Below are 19112 nucleotides of genomic sequence, written 5' to 3'. Positions count from 1 at the left end.
ATCCCCCCCACAAAAAGAAAGAGAACACCAACCCCCCCCCCCCCCCTCCCCCCCCCCCCCCCGGCCCCCCCCCCCCGCGGCGTGTGCGGGGCCCTGCGGAGGGTGGAGCCCCGTGGAGGATCTGGCCCCGAGGAGGGGTGGCTCAGAACGTCTGCAGCGTCACCAGGGTGACGCGGCGCTGCTCGCCCTCTCCCTCGACCTCGATCCGCACCCGCTGGCCCGGCCTGAGCAACCGCAGGCCGCCCGCGTCGAACGCCGGGGGATCGAAGGGCACCGGAGTGCCGTCGTCGAGCAGCACGCTGCCGCTGCGGGTCTCGGAGTCGTACGTGTACGCGGTCGCCTGCATGGGGGAAGCCTACTCAGTCGGCGATCAGGAGCCGCGCGGCAGCCGCCGCGGTGCGCGGTCCGACGCCCAGCGCGAGAGCGGTCCGCAGATCCTCGCCGGTGTCCACGTCCTGGCGTACGGAATCGACGTCGGCGAGCGGAAGTTCCATCGCGCCCGATGCCGAGTGCCGGGAACGGGACGCCGCGCCGAAAGCGGGAAGCAATTCCATGCCGGGAGTGGCGGAGAGCAGAGTCGTGCCGATTCCGGCGGCATCCGCGAGGAAAGAACGGGGAAAATGTGCGGCGCTGTCGAGTACCCGTGCCAATTCCAGGGGACGCAGCGCGGGGAGATCGGCATTCAGCGCCGCGACAGCCGTTTGGGGCCGCCCGGCGCGCACGGCCGCCGTTCCGTGCCGCAGCGCGGCGTTGAGGCCCCCCGCGGGCTCGTCCCGCACGATCCGGGCCCCGAGGGACGTCAGCTCGCGACCGGCCAGGACGTCGTCCGTGACGACCACCACACCCTTTACCGCCGCGCAGGCCACCGCGGCGGCCACGGTGTCCTGTGCGAAGGCGAGAGCGAGGCCCGGGCGCAAGGTGTCGCCGGTGCTGGCGGTGAGCCTGCTCTTGGCGCGCTCCAGCGGTTTCAGGGGTATTACCAGGGTCCACTGCACGGGGGCGGCTCCGTCCTTCGCGTCAGCGCCCATTGTGGCCTGCTGGGAGTTCCAGGCCGCGAGGGCGGGCGTACGGTGTTCTCGACAGACAGGCAGCCCGGGGCGACACTTGAGCGGCCGTCCAGGTTCATGGAGGAAGGTGTCCGAGTGTCCCGCCGCAGAATCGGCTTCTGGTACCGCCTGGCGGCGGTCATCGCTAAACCGCCGCTGGTGGTTCTGTTCAAGCGGGACTGGCGAGGAATGGAACACATTCCGGCCCACGGTGGATTCATCACCGCGGTGAATCACAACTCATATATCGACCCCCTCTCGTACGCCCATTTTCAGTACAACAGCGGACGAGTCCCTCGTTTTCTGGCTAAGGACGGCCTTTTCAAGGACGGGTTCGTCGGCAAGGTCATGAAGGGCACGGGCCAGATCCCGGTCTACCGCGAGACCACGAACGCGCTCGACGCCTTCCGTGCCGCGGTCGACGCGATCGAGCGCGGCGAGTGCGTGGCGTTCTACCCCGAGGGCACCCTCACCAGGGACCCCGAAGTGTGGCCGATGACCGGCAAGTCCGGTGCCGCGCGGGTCGCCCTGCGGACCAAGTGCCCCGTCATCCCCGTGGCGCAATGGGGCGCCAACCTCGCGCTTCCCCCGTACAGCAAGAAGCTCAGCCTCTTCCCGCGCAAGAAGCTCCAGGTCCTCGCGGGCAGCCCGGTCGACCTCTCGCGCTTCTACGACAAGGAGCCCACCCCCGAGATCCTGCGGGAGGTGACCGAGACCATCATGGGCGCGGTCACCGAACTCCTGGAGGAGATCCGGGAGGAGAAGGCCCCCGAGACCCCGTACGACCCGCGCAAGGCGCGGCTCGCACAACGACGCAAGGCAGCGGAACGCATCGGTTCCGGCGTTGCCGAGAACACCCCTGAGAACACCACGGAGGACAGCAAGTGACGAACCCGGTGAAGGCCGCCGTCTTCGGAACGGGCTCTTGGGGTACTGCCTTCGGCATGGTGCTCGCCGACGCGGGGTGCGACGTCACCCTGTGGGGCCGCCGCGCCGAACTCGCGGACGCCGTCAACTCCTCGCGCAGGAACCCCGACTACCTCCCCGACGTCGAACTCCCGGCGAACCTCAGGGCGACCACCGACCCGGGGGAGGCCGCGGCCGGCGCCGATTTCACCGTGCTCGCCGTGCCCTCGCAGACGCTGCGCGCCAACCTCGCCGAGTGGGCGCCGCTGCTCGCCCCCGACACCGTGCTCGTCTCCCTCATGAAGGGCGTCGAACTGGGCTCCGCGATGCGGATGAGCGAGGTCATCGAGGACGTCACGAAGGTCGCCGCCGACCGCGTCGCCGTCGTCACAGGGCCCAACCTCGCCCGCGAGATCGCCGCGAGGCAGCCCGCCGCCGCCGTGGTCGCCTGCCGCGACGAATCGATCGCGCAACGCCTGCAGACCGCCTGCCACACGCCGTACTTCCGCCCGTACACGAACACGGACGTCGTCGGCTGCGAACTCGGCGGTGCCGTCAAGAACGTCATCGGCCTCGCCGTCGGCATCGCGGACGGCATGGGCCTCGGCGACAACACCAAGGGCTCGCTCATCACCCGCGGCCTCGCCGAGACCACCCGTCTGGGCCTGGCGATGGGCGCGGACCCGCTGACGTTCTCCGGACTCGCGGGCCTCGGGGACCTGGTGGCCACCTGCTCATCGCCGCTTTCGCGCAACCACACCTTCGGCACGAACCTCGGCAAGGGCATGACCCTTGAGGAGACCATCGCGGTCACCAAGCAGACCGCCGAGGGCGTCAAGTCCTGCGAGTCCGTCCTCGAACTGGGCCGCAGGCACGGCGTCGACATGCCCATCACCGAGACGGTCGTGGGCATCGTGCACGAGGGCACGCCGCCGGTGGTCGCCCTCAAGGAGCTGATGTCGCGCAGCGCCAAGCCCGAGCGACGCTGACTCTCCGAGGACCAGCGGGTACCCTCAACCCGATATGAGCAGCGAGAACCTCCCCCAGAGCCCCGAGCCGCGCCCCGAGCAGAGCTCTGAGCTGCCGCTCCGCAAACCGCGTGTGGCCGTCGTGTTCGGCGGCCGCAGCTCGGAGCACGGCATCTCGGTCGTCACGGCGGGCGCCGTACTACGTGCCATCGACCGCACCAAGTACGACGTCCTGCCCATCGGCATCACGACGGACGGCCGATGGGCGCTGACCGCCGACGATCCCGAGCGCATGGCGATCACCGACCGTCAGGTGCCCAACGTCGACGCGCTTGCCGAGTCGGCCGAAGGGGGCGTGGTGATGCCCCTGGACCCGGGCAACCGCGAGGTCGTCTACAGCGAGCCCGGCTCCGTGCCCAAGGCGCTCGGTGAGGTCGACGTCGTCTTCCCGATGCTGCACGGCCCTTACGGCGAGGACGGCACCCTCCAGGGACTTCTGGAGCTCTCCGGAGTGCCCTACGTGGGCGCCGGAGTGCTCGCGTCGGCCGTCGGCCAGGACAAGGAGTACATGAAGCGGGTCTTCACCTCCTTCGGTCTTCCCGTCGGCCCGTACCTGGTGATCCGCCCGCGCGAGTGGGACCGCGACCAGGAGGGCGCCCGCAAGAAGATCGCGGAGTTCGCCGGTGACCACGGCTGGCCGCTGTTCATCAAGCCCGCGCGCGGGGGCTCTTCGATGGGCATCACGAAGGTCGACTCCTTCGAAGGCCTCGACGAGGCCATCGAGGAGGCGCGCCGCCACGACCCCAAGATCATTGTCGAGTCGCTCCTGCGCGGCCGAGAGATCGAGTGCGGGGTCCTGGAGTTCGAGGACGGGCCGCGCGCCAGCCTGCCCGCCGAGATCCCGCCGGTGCAGTCGCACGACTACTACGACTTCGAGGCGAAGTACATCGACTCGACACCCGGGATCGTGCCCGCCCCGCTGACCCCCGAGCAGACCGCCGAGATCCAGCGGCTCGCGGTCGACGCCTTCGAGGCCACGTCCTGCGAGGGCCTGGTGCGCGCGGACTTCTTCCTCACCGAGGACGGGTTCGTGATCAACGAGATCAACACGATGCCGGGCTTCACGCCCATCTCGATGTACCCGCAGATGTGGGAGGCGAGCGGCGTCAGCTATCCGGAACTGGTCGACCGCCTCGTCCAGGCGGCCCTCAACCGGTCGACGGGGCTGCGCTAGCGCCTCCCGCGAAGGCTCTGCGGAGCTAGGAGGCGATCCCCTCGGGGATCGCCTTCTTCATGGGGGCGGCGAGGTCCGTGAGCGGGCTCACGCCGTTTCCCGCGCGCTCCTTGGGCAGGGTCACCTCCACGTACGCCTTGCGCAGCGTGGAGGTGAAGCGGAACGAGCCGTCGTCCTGCTCCTCGAGCAGCCAGTTGACGCCGTCCGCCGTCACACCGTCCGCTTCCGGGTCCTTCATCTTGGGCGGTTTGGCGACACCGCAGCGCAGTATGATCGCCGGGTCTCCCCACCCGGCGGTCAGCTCCGACTTCGGCTCGGGATCAACCCGCTCAAGACCGTCCACCTTCTTCGGCAGCTGCTTGTCCAGGTTCCGGCACAGTTCGGTGACCTTGCTGTCCGGGGTGGGAACCGCAGCGTCAACCCCTTCGTCTGCTGAGGAGCAGCCCGCTGAAGCGATCAGCAGTGCGAGAGCGGGGGCTGATACCAGGCAGCGACGCCGGCGAGGGGAAATCTTCACCGGCCAAGGGTAGACGGGGGCTACAAGTGCACGACGGGGCAGGTCAGGGTCCGCGTGATGCCGTCCACTTGCTGGACTCTGGCGACCACCATGCGGCCGAGTTCGTCCACCGTGTCCGCCTGGGCGCGCACGATGACATCGTAGGGTCCGGTCACGTCCTCGGCCTGGATCACTCCTGGGATCTTGCCGATCAGCTCGGCGACGGTCGACGCTTTGCCGACCTCTGTTTGGATCAGGATGTACGCCTGTACCACGGAACCTCCAGGGCGGCCACGAGGATCATGTGGGGAGAAGGGACGCCACGGTACCGCGTCGCCGCTTCCCGCGGGGAGACCCGAGGCAGCTGTGGCGCGCACTTCGCGGTGGACGGACAACAGAAGTTGACGGTCGTCTCGACCGTACCTATGACAGTGACGGCTCGCGACCGCAAGCCGAGCAGCGTGAAAGGGCATGGTGAGTCCCGGTGAAGGGAACCGTCGGCGAGTTGGGGGAGTTCGGACTCATCAGGGAACTCACCTCTCGGCTCACCTCCACGCCGGCCGTCCGGCTCGGCCCGGGCGATGACGCCGCCGTCGTGTCGGCTCCCGACCGCAGGGTCGTGGCGAGCACCGACATCCTCCTCGAAGGGCGCCACTTCCGCCGCGACTGGTCCACCGCGTACGACGTGGGCCGCAAGGCCGCCGCACAGAACCTCGCCGACATCGCCGCCATGGGCGCCGTGCCGACCGCGCTCCTCCTCGGCCTTGTCGTGCCCGCCGAACTCCCCGCGAGCTGGCCCACCGAACTCATGGACGGCCTGCGGGACGAATGCCAGGTCGCGGGAGCGGCGGTCGTGGGCGGCGACGTCGTACGCGGTGACACGATCACCGTCGCGATCACCGCGCTCGGCGATCTGCGCAACCACGAGCCGGTCACCCGCGCGGGCGCCCAGCCGGGCGATGTCGTCGCCGTCACCGGCTGGTTGGGCTGGTCCGCCGCCGGGCACGCGGTCCTCTCACGCGGCTTCCGCTCGCCCCGTGCCTTCGTCGAGGCCCACCGCAGGCCTGAACCGCCGTACCACGCGGGCCCCGCGGCCGCCGGCCTCGGCGCGACCTCGATGACGGACGTGAGCGACGGCCTCATCGCCGACCTCGGCCACATCGCCGAGTCGAGCAAGGTGCGCATCGACATCCGCTCCGGAGACGTCGACGTGCCCACCCAGATGAACGACATCGGCCAGGCCGTCGGCGTCGACCCGCTGCAATGGGTGCTCAACGGCGGAGAGGACCACGCCATAGTGGCGACGTTCCCGCCCGACGTGAAGCTGCCCGCCCGCTGGAAGGTCATCGGCGAGGTCCTCAACCCCTCGGCCCTGCCGCAGGTGACGGTGGACGGAGCGCCCTGGACCAGCAAGGGCTGGGACCACTTCGGCGACAACGGGGACATGGAGTGAGCCCGGCCCTCGGCGCGGCCCAGGCCCCGCCCCGCATCCTGACCGTCGCCGGATCCGACTCCGGCGGCGGCGCGGGCATCCAGGCCGACCTGAAGACGATGCTGGCGCTCGGCACGCACGGCATGAGCGTCGTCACGGCCGTCACGGCGCAGAACTCCCTTGGCGTACAGGGCTTTTGGGAGCTGCCGGTGGAGGCGGTGCGCGCGCAGTACCGCAGCGTCGTCGACGACATCGGCGTCCAGGCCGTCAAGACCGGCATGCTGGCATCGGCCGAACTGGTCGAGACCGTCGCCGAGTTGATCGCGGACACGGACGCCCCCTCCGTCGTCGACCCGGTGGGCGTCTCCAAGCACGGCGACTCACTCCTTGCCGCCTCCGCGCTCGACTCCGTCCGCACGAAGCTGCTCCCCGTCGCCACGGTCGCGACCCCGAACCTCGACGAGGTCGCACAGCTCACGGGCGTCCGGGTCGAGTCCGAGGACGGGATGCGGCGAGCGGCTGCGGCCCTCCTGGCGTACGGGCCGCGGTGGGCGCTCATCAAGGGCGGCCACCTGCGGGGTGACGCGGTGGACCTGCTCACCGACGGCTCCGACGAGCACTGGCTGCGAGCGCCACGGCACGACAACCGCCACACACACGGCACGGGCTGCACCCTCGCAAGCGCCATCGCCTCGCACCTGGCCAAGGGCCTGCCGGTGCCGGAGGCCGTCGCGGCGGCGAAGGAGTACGTGACCGGGGCGATCGAGGCCGGGTTCGCGCTCGGCGGCGGGATCGGGCCCGTGGATCACGGGTGGCGGTTCAGGAAGTAGGGAGCAGGAATCAGGAAGCAGGAATCAGGGAGCAGTAAGTACTGGCGGGTATTTATGGGCGCACGAAAGAGCCGGCCCCCCGAAGGGGACCGGCTCTTTCAGCAACCAGCTAGGTGGCCGCGCTTACATGCGTCAGCGCGAGACCTTGCCGGCCTTGATGCACGAGGTGCAGGCGTTGAGCCGCTTCGGCGTCCCGCTGACCACGGCACGAACGCGCTGGATGTTCGGGTTCCAGCGACGGGACGTACGGCGGTGAGAGTGCGAGATGTTGTTGCCGAAGCTCGGCCCCTTGCCGCAGACGTCGCAGTTGGCAGCCACGGGTCACTCCAAGACTTCAGATGCACTTACGGGTAATCCCGGCATGCCGGGATCAGTGCAATGATCGTGGGTGGCGTTGCCAGGAGGAATGTCCCGATGGGTATCGGGCAACCGGAGCAGCATACAACGACTGCTTCGATAGAACGAAACTACCATGTCTCGCCCCGGCCCCGCCCCGGGCCTTTCGCCCTTCCCGGTCTACGCTGCGTCCATTCCGGATGCCCTTAGGAGGCGAGCAGGTGCCGCAGAACCTCGACGCCGTCGCGGTGCGCGCCTGGTGCGGCCTCGCTCTGGACGCCCTGGGAGGGGCCCGCGAGGAGATCGACGCGATCAACGTCTACCCGGTCGCGGACGGAGACACCGGAACCAACCTCTATCTGACCGTGGAATCGGCGTCCCAGGCCGTCGACGCCGTCTTCACGGGCCTGGAGCCGTCCCGCCCCTCGCTGGCCGAGGCCGTGCGGGCGATGGCGCACGGCGCCCTGATCGGGGCCCGCGGGAACTCGGGCACGATCCTGTCGCAGCTGCTGCGCGGGATGGCGCAGGTGCTCGGCGCCGACCGTGACACTGATCACGCCGACGGCCGTGCCCTCGCGCTCGCGCTGCGCAGGGCCGCCGAGTCGGCCTACCAAGCGGTCGCGCACCCCGTCGAGGGCACGGTCCTCACGGTGGCCGCCGCCGCAGCCGCCGCCGCCGACACTGCCTGCGGTGCCGAGGGCGACGGCGACTGCGGGGTGGTGGCACGGGCCGCCTACGACAGCGCGTGCCGGGCCCTCGACGCGACGCCGGAGCAGCTCGCGGTGCTCGGCCGTGCGGGAGTGGTGGACGCCGGGGGGCGCGGGCTCGTGGCGGTGCTCGGGGCGCTGGTGGGGGCCCTGTCGGGGGAGACGGTGCGCCTGAAGACGACGGCTCCGGGCGGCCACGCGCGCGTGGAGCCCATCGAGTGCCAGGACACATCACCCGACGCGACGGCCCCCGCCTTCGAGGTGATCTACCTCCTCGAGGCCGACGACAAGGCCGTGGCGCGGCTGCGGACGCGGCTCGACGGGCTCGGTGACTCGCTCGTCGTCGTCGGCGGTGACGGACTGTGGAACGTCCACGTCCATGTCGACGACGCCGGGGCCGCCGTCGAGGCGGGCGTCGAGGCGGGGCGGCCCCACCGCATCCGCATCACCCACTTCGGAGTGGGCGACGCGCATACCGCGGGCGTCGCGCAGCCGCCCCGGGAACGGACGCAGCGCGGGATCGTCGCCGTCGTACCGGGGGAGGGGCTCGCCGGTCTCTACGCCGACGCGGGGGCGACCACGGTGCCCACGCGCCCCGGGGAGCCGCCCGCCAGCGGAGAGCTCGTCGACGCCATCCGGCGCGCCCACGCGCGCGAGGTGGTGCTCCTGCCGAACGACGCCGAACTGCGCCACACCGCTGCCGCCGCCGCTGAGCAGGCCCGCACCGAAGGGGTGCGCGTCGCGCTGATCCCCACCCGGTCCGCGGTCCAGGGCATCGCGGCGCTCGCCGTGCACGAGCCGGACCGCCGTTTCGACGAGGACGTCGTCGCGATGACCTCGGCGGCCGGGGCGGCCCGGTACGCCGAACTGACCGTCGCCGAGCGGCAGTCGTGGACCATGGCGGGCATCTGCCAGGCCGGTGACGTCCTCGGTCTGATCGACGGTGACGTCGCGGTGATCGGCGACGACACCTCACGCACCGCGCGCTCCGTCCTGGACCGGATGCTGGCCGCGGGCGGCGAGATGGTCACGCTGGTGCTCGGCGAGACCGTGCCGGACAGCCTCGGTGACGAGCTGGAGAAGCATGTGCGCGAGGTGCATATGGCGGTCGACACGGTGGTCTATCGGGGTGGCGGGCAGTCAGCCCTGCTGCTGATCGGCGTGGAATAGCAGAAAGCAGCCCTGACCAGCGGATTTCACAGACGTGCGCCGAATTGTCAGTGCGGTGGTGTGCAATGGATCTCGTGCCCGCGCTCGAAGAACCCCTGAAGAAAGTGGTCGGTCCCGCCACCGCGAAGGTGATGGCCGAGCACCTCGACCTGCACACGGTCGGCGACCTGCTGCACCACTACCCGCGGAAGTACGCGGAGCGGGGTGAGCTGACCCGACTCGCCGACCTGCCCCTCGACGAGCACGTCACCGTGGTCGCCCAGGTCGCGACGGCGCGCATCCTGACGTTCAACGGCGGCAGGGGCCAGCGCCTCGAAGTGACGATCACCGACGGCAGCGGCCAGCTCCAGCTCGTCTTCTTCGGCCGCGGCATCCACAAGCCGCACAAGGACCTGCTGCCCGGCACACGCGCGATGTTCGCGGGCAAGGCGTCCGTCTTCAACCGCAAGATGCAGCTCGCGCACCCCGCGTACGAACTCCTGAAGGGCGACCCCGACAACCCGGCCGACGCGGACGAGGCGGTCGGCTCCTGGGCGGGCGCCCTCATCCCGATCTACCCGGCGACCGCCAAGCTGGAGTCCTGGAAGATCGCCAAGTCCGTCGACGCGGTCCTGCCCAGCGCCCAGGAGGCCGTCGACCCGCTGCCGCCGAGCCTGCGCGACGGCCGGGACCTGATCCCGCTCCCCGAAGCGCTCCTGAAGATCCACCGGCCGCAGACGAAGGCGGACGTCGAATCCGCCCGCGACCGCCTGAAGTGGGACGAGGCCTTCGTCCTTCAAGTGGCCCTGGCCAGGCGCCGTTACGCGGACGCGCAACTCCCCGCGATCGCCCGCCGCCCCCGCGAGGGAGGCCTGCTCGACGCGTTCGACGCCAAGCTGCCCTTCACCCTCACCGAGGGCCAGGAGAAGGTCTCCAAGGAGATCTTCGACGACCTCGCCACCGAGCACCCGATGCACCGCCTCCTCCAGGGAGAGGTGGGTTCCGGTAAGACGATGGTCGCCCTGCGCGCCATGCTCGCCGTCGTCGACGCGGGTGGGCAGGCCGCGATGCTCGCGCCCACCGAAGTCCTCGCCCAGCAGCATCACCGCTCGATCACCGAGATGATGGGCGAGCTCGCCGAGGGTGGCATGCTCGGCGGCTCGGACCAGGGCACGAAGGTCACGCTGCTCACCGGCTCGATGGGCATGGCGGGCCGCCGTCAGGCCCTGCTCGACCTGGTCACCGGCGAGGCCGGGGTCGTCATCGGCACGCACGCGCTGATCGAGGACAAGGTCCAGTTCCACGACCTGGGCCTCGTCGTCGTCGACGAACAGCACCGCTTCGGGGTCGAGCAGCGCGACGCCCTGCGCGGCAAGGGCAAGCAGCCCCCGCACCTCCTCGTCATGACGGCCACACCCATTCCGCGCACGGTCGCGATGACGGTCTTCGGCGACCTGGAGACCTCGGTCCTCGACCAGCTCCCCGCGGGCCGTTCGCCGATCGCCACCCATGTCGTACCGGCCGAGGACAAGCCCCACTTCCTGGCGCGCGCGTGGGAGCGCGTGCGCGAGGAGGTCGAGAACGGCCATCAGGCGTACGTGGTGTGCCCCCGGATCGGCGACGAGGACGACGACCCGAAGAAGGCCAAGAAGAAGGCCGAAGAAGAGGCCACCGCCGAGAAGAGGCCACCGCTCGCCGTCATCGAGGTCGCCGAACAGCTCTCCCGCGGCCCGCTGAGCGGCCTCAAGGTGGAGATCCTGCACGGCCGCATGCAGCCCGACGACAAGGACGCGGTGATGCGCCGCTTCGCCGCGGGCGAGACCCAGGTCCTGGTCGCGACGACGGTCATCGAGGTCGGCGTGAACGTCCCGAACGCCACCGCCATGGTGATCATGGACGCGGACCGCTTCGGCGTATCGCAGCTGCACCAGCTGCGCGGCCGCGTCGGCCGTGGCTCGGCCCCCGGCCTCTGCCTCCTGGTCACCGACATGCCCGAGGCGAGCCCCGCCCGCGCCCGCCTCGGAGCCGTGGCCGCGACGCTCGACGGCTTCGAGCTCTCCCGGATCGACCTGGAGCAGCGCCGCGAGGGCGACGTACTGGGCCAGGCGCAGTCCGGTGTCCGCTCCAGCCTGCGCATGCTCGCGGTCATCGAGGACGAGGAGATCATCGCCGAGGCCCGCGAGGAGGCCGTCGCGGTCGTGTCCCGCGACCCTGACCTGGAGCACCTGCCCGAGCTGCGCACGGCCCTCGACGCCCTCCTGGACGACGAGCGCGAGCAGTACCTCGACAAGGGCTGAGAGACTGAGGCCGGATCTTCCCGTACGTACACCGACAAGGACTCAGATGACCCGCGTGATCGCCGGTGTGGCCGGCGGACGTCTCCTCGCCGTCCCGCCGGGAACCGGCACACGGCCCACGTCCGACCGGGCGCGCGAGGGCCTGTTCTCCACCTGGCAGGCCCTGCAGGGCACGCTGGACGAGGCACGCGTCCTCGACCTGTACGCCGGGTCCGGAGCCATCGGCCTCGAAGCGCTCTCGCGCGGCGCGAGCCACGCCCTGCTCGTCGAGACCGACGCCCGCGCGGTGCGCACGATCAGGGAGAACGTGAAGGCCATCGGCCTGCCCGGCGCCGAGGTCAGGGCGGGCAAAGCCACCCAGATCATCCAGGGCGGCGCCCCCACGACCCCGTACGACCTGGTCTTCCTCGACCCTCCGTACGCCGTCACCGATGACGATCTTCGCGAGATCCTGCTCACACTCCGTGCGGAGGGCTGGCTCACCGGCGATGCGCTCGTCACCGTTGAGCGCAGTACCAGGGGCGGAGAATTCGGTTGGCCCGACGGCTTCGACGCACTGAGGTCCCGTCGGTACGGCGAAGCCACGTTTTGGTACGGTCGCGCCGCCTCTACGTGCGACGACTCAGTGATCGCGCCATGACCGGACCGGAGAGCGAGGGACTTCAGTTGCGCCGCGCCGTCTGTCCGGGGTCATTCGACCCCATCACCAATGGACACCTCGACATCATCGCCCGCGCCTCCAGGCTGTACGACGTGGTGCACGTCGCGGTGATGATCAACCAGTCGAAGAAGGGCCTGTTCACCGTCGACGAGCGGATAGAGCTGATCCGCGAGGTCACCGCGGACTTCGGGAACGTCGAGGTCGAGTCCTTCCACGGCCTCCTCGTCGACTTCTGCAAGCAGCGCGACATTCCGGCCATCGTGAAGGGCCTGCGCGCGGTCAGCGATTTCGACTACGAGCTGCAGATGGCCCAGATGAACAACGGCCTCTCGGGCGTCGAGACCCTCTTCGTGCCGACCAACCCCACCTACAGCTTCCTCTCCTCCTCGCTGGTCAAGGAGGTCGCAGCCTGGGGCGGCGACGTCGCCCACCTGCTGCCGCCGGTGGTCCACGAGGCGCTGACGGAGCGCATCGGCAAGAAGTGACGTCCCGGACGGGTCGCTGTCGGATCGTCGCTCGGCCTGATGGCCCGTCATCCGGTGTCGTGCGGCAGCCGACTGGCCTTACAGTCGTGCCGTCCGTCTCCAATCAGCTGTAGAGAGTGGCGAGCGCACGGTGGACGTACAGAAGAAGATCGACGAGATCGTCGAGGCGGTCGGCAGCGCCCGGTCGATGCCCATGTCGGCCTCGTGCGTGGTCAACCGCGCCGATCTCCTGTCGATGCTCGAAGAGGTGCGTGAGGCGCTGCCCGGCTCCCTCGCCCAGGCCCAGGAGCTCATCGGCGGCCGGGAGCAGCTGGTCGAGCAGGCCCGCCAGGAGGCGGACCGGATCATCGAGACGGCGCACGCCGAGCGCGGTTCGCTGATCTCCGACACGGAGGTCGCTCGCAACTCCCAGGGCGAGGCCGAGCGCATCCTCGCGGAGGCCCGGCAGGCCGCCGACGAGGTCCGCGTCGAGGCCGACGACTACGTGGACAGCAAGCTCGCGAACTTCGAGGTCGTCCTCACCAAGACCCTCGGCTCGGTCGGCCGCGGCCGCGAGAAGCTCCTGGGCACCGGTCCCGGCCTGGACGAGCAGGGTTACGAGGACGAGGACGCCCCGCAGCGCAGCCAGGATCCCGAGACCCTGCGCCGGGACGCGGACGCGTACGTCGACGCCAAGCTCGGCGCCTTCGAGGCCGTCCTCGCCAAGACCCTGGAAGCGGTCGGCCGCGGCCGTCAGACCCTGCACGGCCGTGCGCCCGCGGACGACCTCGCGGGCCTCGCCGAGGGCCTCGGCCCCCAGGGACACACCACGGACGCCGAGTACCTCGCGGGCCTCACCGACCCGGCGGCAGCCCCCGCGGCGCCGATGGCCCCCGCGCCCGCCGCCCCGCAGCCGCCCCAGGCGGCCCCCCAGATCCCCGCACAGCAGCCGTACGCCCCGCCCCAGCAGGAGCCCGACCCGTACGCGTACCAGCAGCAGGACCAGTACGGCTACCAGCAGCAGTACGCCCAGCAGGACCCGTACGGCTATCAGCAGCAGGATCCGTACGGCTACCCGCAGCAGGGGTACGACCAGATGCAACAGCAGGGGTACGGGGATCCGCAGCAGCAGCAGCAGCAGAACCAGCAGCACCAGCACCAACAACAGCAGCAGCAGGCCCCCGGTGTGCTCGACGAGACCAGTCTCTTCGACACCGGCATGATCACGGCGGAGCAGCTGCGCCAGTACGAACAGGGCCGCTAGAGCCTGCTCGGGGGGCGGCCCGGGACCGGATTGGGCCGAGAGCGAATGGTCCAGTATCCTGGCTGTTCGGTCGCGCGTACGTCCGCGATCCAGGCTGCCCGGCTAGTGAGCGAAGCTCACGAAGGGGGCGGCCCTCCTTGAACTTCCAGGATTCGAAAGCAGGACCAGCCCTGAGCACTCACCTTGACCACCGAAACCCACTCGTGTTCGACACACACGAGCTGGGTCGGCGTCCTGGTGCGCTGCAGCGGCTGACCCGTTCCGTCGAGGCCCCCGGTTCTCCGGGTGCCTTCGGCATCGACGGGGTCATCGGAGTGCCGGTCGGCGCTCCGGTCGAGCTGGAGATCCGCCTCGAGTCGGTCATGGAAGGGGTGCTTGTCACAGGCACCGCCCGTGCGACGGCCGAGGGGGAGTGCGTAAGGTGTCTGGAGCCGCTGAAGCTTGATGTGGACGCGGATTTCCAGGAGATGTTCTCGTACCCTGACGCCGACGACCGGAGCCGCACCGCGGAACCGGCCGACGACGCCGAGGAAGACGAGGACAGGCTCTATCTCGAGGACGGCTTGTTCGACCTCGAGCCTGTGCTGCGTGACGCGGTAGTGCTCGCACTGCCGATGCAGCCGGTGTGCCGGGACGACTGTCCGGGCCTGTGTTCCCAGTGCGGAGCACGGCTCGCGGACGACCCGGAGCATCATCACGACGTCGCCGACATTCGTTGGGCGGCACTGCAGGGACTCGCCGGGACCATCCAGGACGGCGAGAAGGACGACGTGAGCGGCGCCGAAGCCGGCGTCGACGAGAAGCAGGAGAAGTAGCCGTGGCTGTTCCGAAGCGGAAGATGTCGCGCAGCAACACGCGCCACCGCCGGTCGCAGTGGAAGGCTGCGGTCCCCACTCTGGTTTCGTGTGAGCGTTGCCAGGAGCCGAAGCTGCAGCACATCGCGTGCCCGAGCTGCGGCACGTACAACAAGCGCCAGGTCCTCGAGGTCTGAGCGGCTGGTGAGAGGCACCGTGTCTAGCCACAAAACGGCGGATGACGCCAAGAAGCAGGCGGAAAACACGGCCTCGTCCCACACGCTTTTGGAAGGGCGGCTCGGGTACAAACTCGAGTCCGCCCTTCTGGTGCGTGCACTGACCCACCGTTCGTACGCGTACGAGAACGGCGGTCTGCCGACGAATGAACGGCTCGAGTTCCTCGGGGACTCGGTGCTCGGACTCGTCGTCACGGACACGCTCTATCGCACCCACCCCGACCTGCCCGAAGGCCAGCTGGCCAAGTTGCGGGCCGCGGTGGTCAATTCGCGTGCGCTGGCGGAGGTCAGTCGTGGCCTCGAACTCGGCCTCTTCATCCGGCTCGGCCGGGGCGAAGAGGGTACGGGTGGCCGGGACAAGGCATCCATCCTCGCCGACACCCTTGAAGCGGTGATCGGCGCGGTCTATCTGGACCAGGGTCTGGACGCGGCGGGCGAGCTGGTACACCGGCTCTTCGACCCGCTGATCGAGAAGTCTTCGAACCTGGGCGCGGGCCTGGACTGGAAAACCAGCCTCCAGGAGCTCACCGCGACCGAGAGCCTCGGCGTTCCCGAGTACCTCGTGACGGAGAGCGGCCCGGACCACGAGAAGACCTTTACTGCTGCCGCCCGCGTCGGAGGCGTCTCGTACGGCACCGGCACCGGCCGCAGCAAGAAGGAAGCGGAGCAGCAGGCCGCGGAGTCCGCATGGCGCGAGATTCGCGCTGCCGCGGATGAGCGGATCGCGGCGGCGGAAGCCGCCGCGGGTGCTGCTGCTGTCGCTACCACCGCTGTGGAGGATGACGGGGGCGCCGACGCCCCGTCCGCCTGACAGTTGATTCACCGGCTGGTGCCGGTCGCCCTTCGGGTGGCCGGCACCAGCCTTTTTCGCCGCACTCACCCATGTGATCACCCGGAGTAGTCAATGCCCGAGCTGCCCGAGGTCGAAGTCGTCCGGCGTGGCCTGGAGCGGTGGGTGGCTCATCGCACCGTCGCCGATGTCGAGGTCCTGCATCCGCGCTCCGTGCGGCGGCACATCGCGGGCGGTGAGGACTTCGGGCACCGCCTCAAGGGGCACCGGGTCGGTACGGCGATGCGGCGCGGGAAGTATCTGTGGCTGCCCGTCGAGGACGGCGGCACCTCGATCCTCGCCCATCTCGGCATGAGCGGGCAGCTGCTCGTGCAGCCCCAAGAGGCCCCCGACGAGAAGCACTTGCGGATCCGGGTCCGGTTCGCCGACGAGCTCGGCACCGAGCTGCGCTTCGTCGACCAGCGCACCTTCGGCGGGCTCTCGCTGCACGCGAACACTGCGGACGGGCTGCCGGACGTCATCGCGCACATCGCGCGCGACCCGCTCGACGACGAGTTCGACGACGCGGCCTTCCACGCCGCGCTGCGCCGCCGTCGTACGACGATCAAACGCGCGCTGCTCGACCAGTCGTTGATCAGCGGGGTCGGCAACATCTACGCGGACGAGGCTCTTTGGCGGTCGAAGCTGCACTACGAGCGGCCCACCGCCACGTTCACGCGCCCGCGCACGGCCGAACTCCTGGGCCACGTACGGGATGTGATGAACGCGGCCCTCGCCGTCGGCGGCACGAGCTTCGACAGCCTGTACGTGAACGTGAACGGCGAGTCCGGATACTTCGAGCGCTCGCTCGACGCCTATGGACGTGAGGACGAGCCGTGCCGCCGCTGCGGTACGGCGATGCGTCGACGCCCCTGGATGAACCGCTCCAGCTACTTCTGCCCGCGCTGTCAGCGGCCGCCGGTCGCCACGCTGTCGTAGCGCTCGCGCGCTTCGAGCACGCCGTCCATCCTGCCCTCCACGAAGTGGACGAGGTTCATCAGGCGGTCGGCGATCTCCCGTCCCAGCGGGGTCAGTCGGTACTCCACGCGCGGCGGATTGGTGGGCTGCGCCTCGCGGTGCACCAGGCCGTCGCGCTCAAGGGCGTGCAGGGTCTGGGACAGCATCTTCTCGCTCACGCCGTCGACCCGGCGGCGCAGTTCGTTGAACCGGAACGTGCCGTCGTGCAGCGCGCCCAGGGTGAGCGCGCCCCAGCGTCCGGTGACGTGCTCCAGGGTGCCGCGCGAGGGGCACTGCTTGGAGAACACGTCGTACGCCAAGTCCTGCGCGGCCGTGTCAGCCATGTCCTGGGCGCCTGCGGTACACGAATCCATGCACGTAGCATACTCCTGCACAGCGCTAGCCGACGGGTTGCGCTAACTGAGGGTTAGCGCTTTCCTTCGGCCGCCGCGGATCCGGGGACATCGCCACGGCCGAGCACCTGGGCTGCCGGGTCACACAGCCCCCGCGGGCTTCCTAGAAGCCGAAGTCCTGCGTCCACCAGGGGCCGCCCGGCGCGAAGTGCGCACCGACGCCCAGGGTCTTGTAGTCGCAGTTGAGGATGTTGGCCCGGTGTCCCGCGCTGTTCATCCAGGCGTCCATCACGGACTGGGCGTTGGCCTGGCCGCGGGCGATGTTCTCGCCGCCGAGGTCCGATATCCCGGCCTTCTCGGCGCGGTCCCACGGGGTCGCGCCGTCCGGGTCGGTGTGGTCGAAGAAGTCCCGCTCGGCCATGTCCTCGCTGAACGCTCCGGCGAGCGAGGCCAGGGAGGCGTCCGCGCGCACGGGGGAGCAGCCCACCTTGGCCCGCTCTTCGTTGACCAGCGTGAGCACCGCGGCCTCGGCGGCGCTCTCGGCGGACGGTGACTGCGAGCCGGCCGGCGGAGCCTTGGGCTTCTCGGAGGGGGTGCGCGAGGGGCTCGGGGGCGTCGCCGTCTTCTTCTTCTTCTCGCCGGTCTCGGGCGCGGGCGCCTTGGGCGACGGCTTCTTCGACGGCTCGGCCGAGGGCTTCTCGGCGGGGGTGGACTGCGAGGGCGAGGGGTCCGGGGCTTCGGCGCGCTCGGAGCCACGGCTCGGCGGGGCCGACTCGCGGTCGGCGGTGCCGTTCTCGCCGCCCTGGGGAGCCACCTCGGTGGGGGATCCCGCGGAGCGGACCTTGTTCGAGTCGCCGCCACCGCCCAGGGAGAAGGTGTCGGCGCCGGGGACGAGGCCGGAGGCGACCGCCACGGCGCCCATCGCGACGGCTGCCGACACGCCGAGCAGGCCGGTGCGCACCGGTGTGGCGCGGCCCCTGCGGCGGTGTGACACGGTGGCGGGGCGGGACTCCGGGACGCCGGCGTGCTCGCCCGCGTATCTGTCGGAGACCCCGGTGGCGCGGCCGGTGGCGGCTGCCCCTGCGCCGGAGCGTCGGTGGCGTCCCATCTCCTGGCCTTCCTCGTCCTGGCGGTCAAAGTGGCGCACCCGTACGGGTGAGGCTCATCGAGTCGGGACTGTACGCGATGGCGCATGGGGACGAAGTGCTCCGAGAGCAATTGGCCGGTTAGCGTGCACCCATGAACGAAGAAGTCAGAGTCACGGCCTGGGTGCGTGGCCAGGTGCAAGGCGTGGGTTTCCGCTGGTTCACGCGGGCCAAGGCTCTGGAGATCGGGGGCCTGAGTGGTTTTGCTCTCAATCTGGACGACGGCCGCGTGCAAGTCGTCGCCGAAGGTGCCCGAGCGGGCGCCCAGGGACTGCTCGACTGGCTGCGGGAGGGCGACACACCCGGCCGCGTCGATGGCGTCACTGAGATCTGGGACACTCCGCGCGGCATCTACGACACGTTCGCGATTCGCTGACGAAGAGCTGCCCGACGGGCGGGTGCGGGTGCGGCTGTGGCAACTGCCCGGGGCAGGAAAGCCCTGGTGGTTGCCAAGAAGGGTACGTCGTGGCAGGCTCCCGGGTGAAGGATGATCGACACGCCCCCAGGGCCCCGCAGCAGAGGCAGCGCCGCCGTTCGTACGGCCGCAGGCCCCCGGGTTGCCCGCCAATACGGGGCGTGATCGTGTTGACCGTCAAACTTTTTGGTGAGACTCTGAAAGCCCCGCGCACCTTAGCTGTTTGGCATGTGAGAACGGCCAGCAAGACCTAGCAAGAACAACGAGTGCCAAGCACCGCGGGTGCGAATCCCTCACGACCCACACCGCTTCGGTCGGTCACTCATTGTGGAGGACCATCCATCATGGCAAAGGCGCTTCTCGGTTACGTCGGCGGCTCTGACCCGCGACTTCTCGCCGAGATGCGACGGCTCCAGCAGCGTGTCCAGGACCTGGAATCTGAGCTCGTAAAGATCCAGGCCGAGAACGACGCGCTTGCGGTCGCCGCTTCTCACGAATCGCTCCTCGAGGGCATCGACGTACCCCAGGCGGAGCCTGCGCTCACCTGACCACTGCCATCACCGAGTAACGGGCTCACCTCACCCGCAGGGTTC

The 19112-nt window shown here is 69.9% G+C and carries 23 protein-coding genes; 16 read left to right on the top strand and 7 right to left on the bottom strand.

The window, feature by feature from the left end; genetic code table 11:
- Positions 1-142: 142 nt before the first annotated feature.
- On the bottom strand, positions 143-346 hold the full coding sequence (locus tag ACZ5CR_RS11015; protein ID WP_361838132.1) for a hypothetical protein: 204 nt from the start codon (positions 344-346) through the stop codon (positions 143-145).
- Between the two features lie 13 nt (positions 347-359).
- Entirely contained in the window at positions 360-995 is a 636-nt protein-coding gene (cofC, locus tag ACZ5CR_RS11010; protein WP_468856191.1) for a 2-phospho-L-lactate guanylyltransferase, read from the bottom strand.
- Positions 996-1142: 147 nt separating this feature from the next.
- On the opposite strand from cofC, the gene ACZ5CR_RS11005 reads away from it, so the two are divergent.
- The 3 genes from ACZ5CR_RS11005 to ACZ5CR_RS10995 are packed head-to-tail and all read left to right on the top strand — an operon-like array spanning position 1143 to position 4154.
- Positions 1143-1934: a lysophospholipid acyltransferase family protein gene (locus ACZ5CR_RS11005; protein WP_468855918.1), complete on the top strand. Its 792-nt coding sequence runs from the start codon at positions 1143-1145 to the stop codon at positions 1932-1934.
- Positions 1931-2941, top strand: a complete 1011-nt coding sequence (locus tag ACZ5CR_RS11000) for an NAD(P)H-dependent glycerol-3-phosphate dehydrogenase (RefSeq protein ID WP_468855917.1) — start codon at positions 1931-1933, stop codon at positions 2939-2941. The genes ACZ5CR_RS11005 and ACZ5CR_RS11000 overlap by 4 nt, the downstream gene beginning before the upstream one ends.
- Before the next feature lie 34 nt (positions 2942-2975).
- Positions 2976-4154 carry a D-alanine--D-alanine ligase family protein gene (locus tag ACZ5CR_RS10995; RefSeq protein ID WP_468855915.1) on the top strand — a complete coding sequence of 393 codons (1179 nt, stop codon included), beginning with the start codon at positions 2976-2978 and terminating at the stop codon, positions 4152-4154.
- A gap of 25 nt (positions 4155-4179) precedes the next feature.
- On the opposite strand, the gene ACZ5CR_RS10990 is transcribed toward ACZ5CR_RS10995, so the two are convergent.
- Both ACZ5CR_RS10990 and ACZ5CR_RS10985 read right to left on the bottom strand, forming a co-directional pair.
- Positions 4180-4665 carry a DUF3515 domain-containing protein gene (locus ACZ5CR_RS10990; RefSeq protein ID WP_468856188.1) on the bottom strand — a complete coding sequence of 162 codons (486 nt, stop codon included), beginning with the start codon at positions 4663-4665 and terminating at the stop codon, positions 4180-4182.
- A gap of 26 nt (positions 4666-4691) precedes the next feature.
- Positions 4692-4925: an Lrp/AsnC family transcriptional regulator gene (locus ACZ5CR_RS10985; RefSeq protein ID WP_055698135.1), complete on the bottom strand. Its 234-nt coding sequence runs from the start codon at positions 4923-4925 to the stop codon at positions 4692-4694.
- A gap of 209 nt (positions 4926-5134) precedes the next feature.
- On the opposite strand from ACZ5CR_RS10985, the gene ACZ5CR_RS10980 reads away from it, so the two are divergent.
- Positions 5135-6103, top strand: coding sequence for a thiamine-phosphate kinase (locus ACZ5CR_RS10980; RefSeq protein ID WP_389909045.1), 969 nt, complete (start codon positions 5135-5137; stop codon positions 6101-6103).
- On the top strand, positions 6100-6912 hold the full coding sequence (gene thiD / locus ACZ5CR_RS10975) for a bifunctional hydroxymethylpyrimidine kinase/phosphomethylpyrimidine kinase (protein WP_468855912.1): 813 nt from the start codon (positions 6100-6102) through the stop codon (positions 6910-6912). The genes ACZ5CR_RS10980 and thiD overlap by 4 nt, the downstream gene beginning before the upstream one ends.
- Before the next feature lie 132 nt (positions 6913-7044).
- Here the strand turns inward: thiD and rpmB are convergent, their stop codons facing one another.
- The gene (gene rpmB / locus ACZ5CR_RS10970; RefSeq protein ID WP_160507429.1) at positions 7045-7230 is read right to left on the bottom strand and encodes a 50S ribosomal protein L28; all 186 of its coding nucleotides are present in this window, start codon (positions 7228-7230) and stop codon (positions 7045-7047) included.
- A gap of 218 nt (positions 7231-7448) precedes the next feature.
- Here rpmB and ACZ5CR_RS10965 point away from each other — a divergent pair, with 218 nt between their 5' ends.
- From ACZ5CR_RS10965 to mutM, 9 genes are all read left to right on the top strand, one after another.
- Entirely contained in the window at positions 7449-9125 is a 1677-nt protein-coding gene (locus ACZ5CR_RS10965) for a DAK2 domain-containing protein (protein ID WP_468855909.1), read from the top strand.
- Between the two features lie 65 nt (positions 9126-9190).
- Entirely contained in the window at positions 9191-11401 is a 2211-nt protein-coding gene (gene recG, locus ACZ5CR_RS10960) for an ATP-dependent DNA helicase RecG (RefSeq protein WP_468855906.1), read from the top strand.
- Between the two features lie 46 nt (positions 11402-11447).
- Complete coding sequence (rsmD, locus tag ACZ5CR_RS10955) at positions 11448-12041, top strand: 16S rRNA (guanine(966)-N(2))-methyltransferase RsmD (protein WP_468855903.1); 594 nt, start codon at positions 11448-11450, stop codon at positions 12039-12041.
- Between the two features lie 26 nt (positions 12042-12067).
- Positions 12068-12547, top strand: a complete 480-nt coding sequence (gene coaD / locus ACZ5CR_RS10950) for a pantetheine-phosphate adenylyltransferase (protein WP_365824281.1) — start codon at positions 12068-12070, stop codon at positions 12545-12547.
- 130 nt (positions 12548-12677) lie between these two features.
- Positions 12678-13790 (top strand): cell division initiation protein, encoded by a 1113-nt coding sequence (locus ACZ5CR_RS10945; protein WP_468855901.1) that lies wholly within the window; start codon positions 12678-12680, stop codon positions 13788-13790.
- A gap of 170 nt (positions 13791-13960) precedes the next feature.
- Positions 13961-14605 carry a YceD family protein gene (locus ACZ5CR_RS10940; RefSeq protein WP_468856186.1) on the top strand — a complete coding sequence of 215 codons (645 nt, stop codon included), beginning with the start codon at positions 13961-13963 and terminating at the stop codon, positions 14603-14605.
- 2 nt (positions 14606-14607) lie between these two features.
- Positions 14608-14781 (top strand): 50S ribosomal protein L32, encoded by a 174-nt coding sequence (gene rpmF / locus ACZ5CR_RS10935; RefSeq protein WP_003965982.1) that lies wholly within the window; start codon positions 14608-14610, stop codon positions 14779-14781.
- A 7-nt stretch (positions 14782-14788) separates the two neighbouring features.
- Positions 14789-15631, top strand: coding sequence for a ribonuclease III (rnc, locus tag ACZ5CR_RS10930; protein ID WP_468855899.1), 843 nt, complete (start codon positions 14789-14791; stop codon positions 15629-15631).
- Between the two features lie 93 nt (positions 15632-15724).
- A complete protein-coding gene (gene mutM / locus ACZ5CR_RS10925; RefSeq protein ID WP_468855897.1) occupies positions 15725-16588 on the top strand; it encodes a bifunctional DNA-formamidopyrimidine glycosylase/DNA-(apurinic or apyrimidinic site) lyase in 864 nt (287 codons plus the stop codon).
- Here mutM and ACZ5CR_RS10920 read toward each other — a convergent pair.
- Positions 16558-16980, bottom strand: coding sequence for a winged helix-turn-helix transcriptional regulator (locus tag ACZ5CR_RS10920; protein ID WP_468855894.1), 423 nt, complete (start codon positions 16978-16980; stop codon positions 16558-16560). The two genes, mutM and ACZ5CR_RS10920, sit on opposite strands and share 31 nt — an antisense overlap.
- Positions 16981-17122: 142 nt before the next feature.
- Positions 17123-18067: a CAP domain-containing protein gene (locus ACZ5CR_RS10915; protein WP_468855892.1), complete on the bottom strand. Its 945-nt coding sequence runs from the start codon at positions 18065-18067 to the stop codon at positions 17123-17125.
- A gap of 131 nt (positions 18068-18198) precedes the next feature.
- Here ACZ5CR_RS10915 and ACZ5CR_RS10910 point away from each other — a divergent pair, with 131 nt between their 5' ends.
- Together ACZ5CR_RS10910 and ACZ5CR_RS10905 are read left to right on the top strand one after the other, a co-directional pair.
- Positions 18199-18480, top strand: a complete 282-nt coding sequence (locus tag ACZ5CR_RS10910; RefSeq protein WP_383316858.1) for an acylphosphatase — start codon at positions 18199-18201, stop codon at positions 18478-18480.
- 383 nt (positions 18481-18863) lie between these two features.
- Positions 18864-19067 (top strand): hypothetical protein, encoded by a 204-nt coding sequence (locus ACZ5CR_RS10905; RefSeq protein WP_383270783.1) that lies wholly within the window; start codon positions 18864-18866, stop codon positions 19065-19067.
- The last annotated feature ends 45 nt before the right edge of the window (positions 19068-19112 follow it).

The sequence above is a fragment of the Streptomyces sp. NPDC031274 genome, from assembly GCF_055570235.1.
The sequence above is the reverse complement of the archived record's forward strand: the minus strand, read 5'-3'. Positions and strand labels throughout refer to the sequence as shown.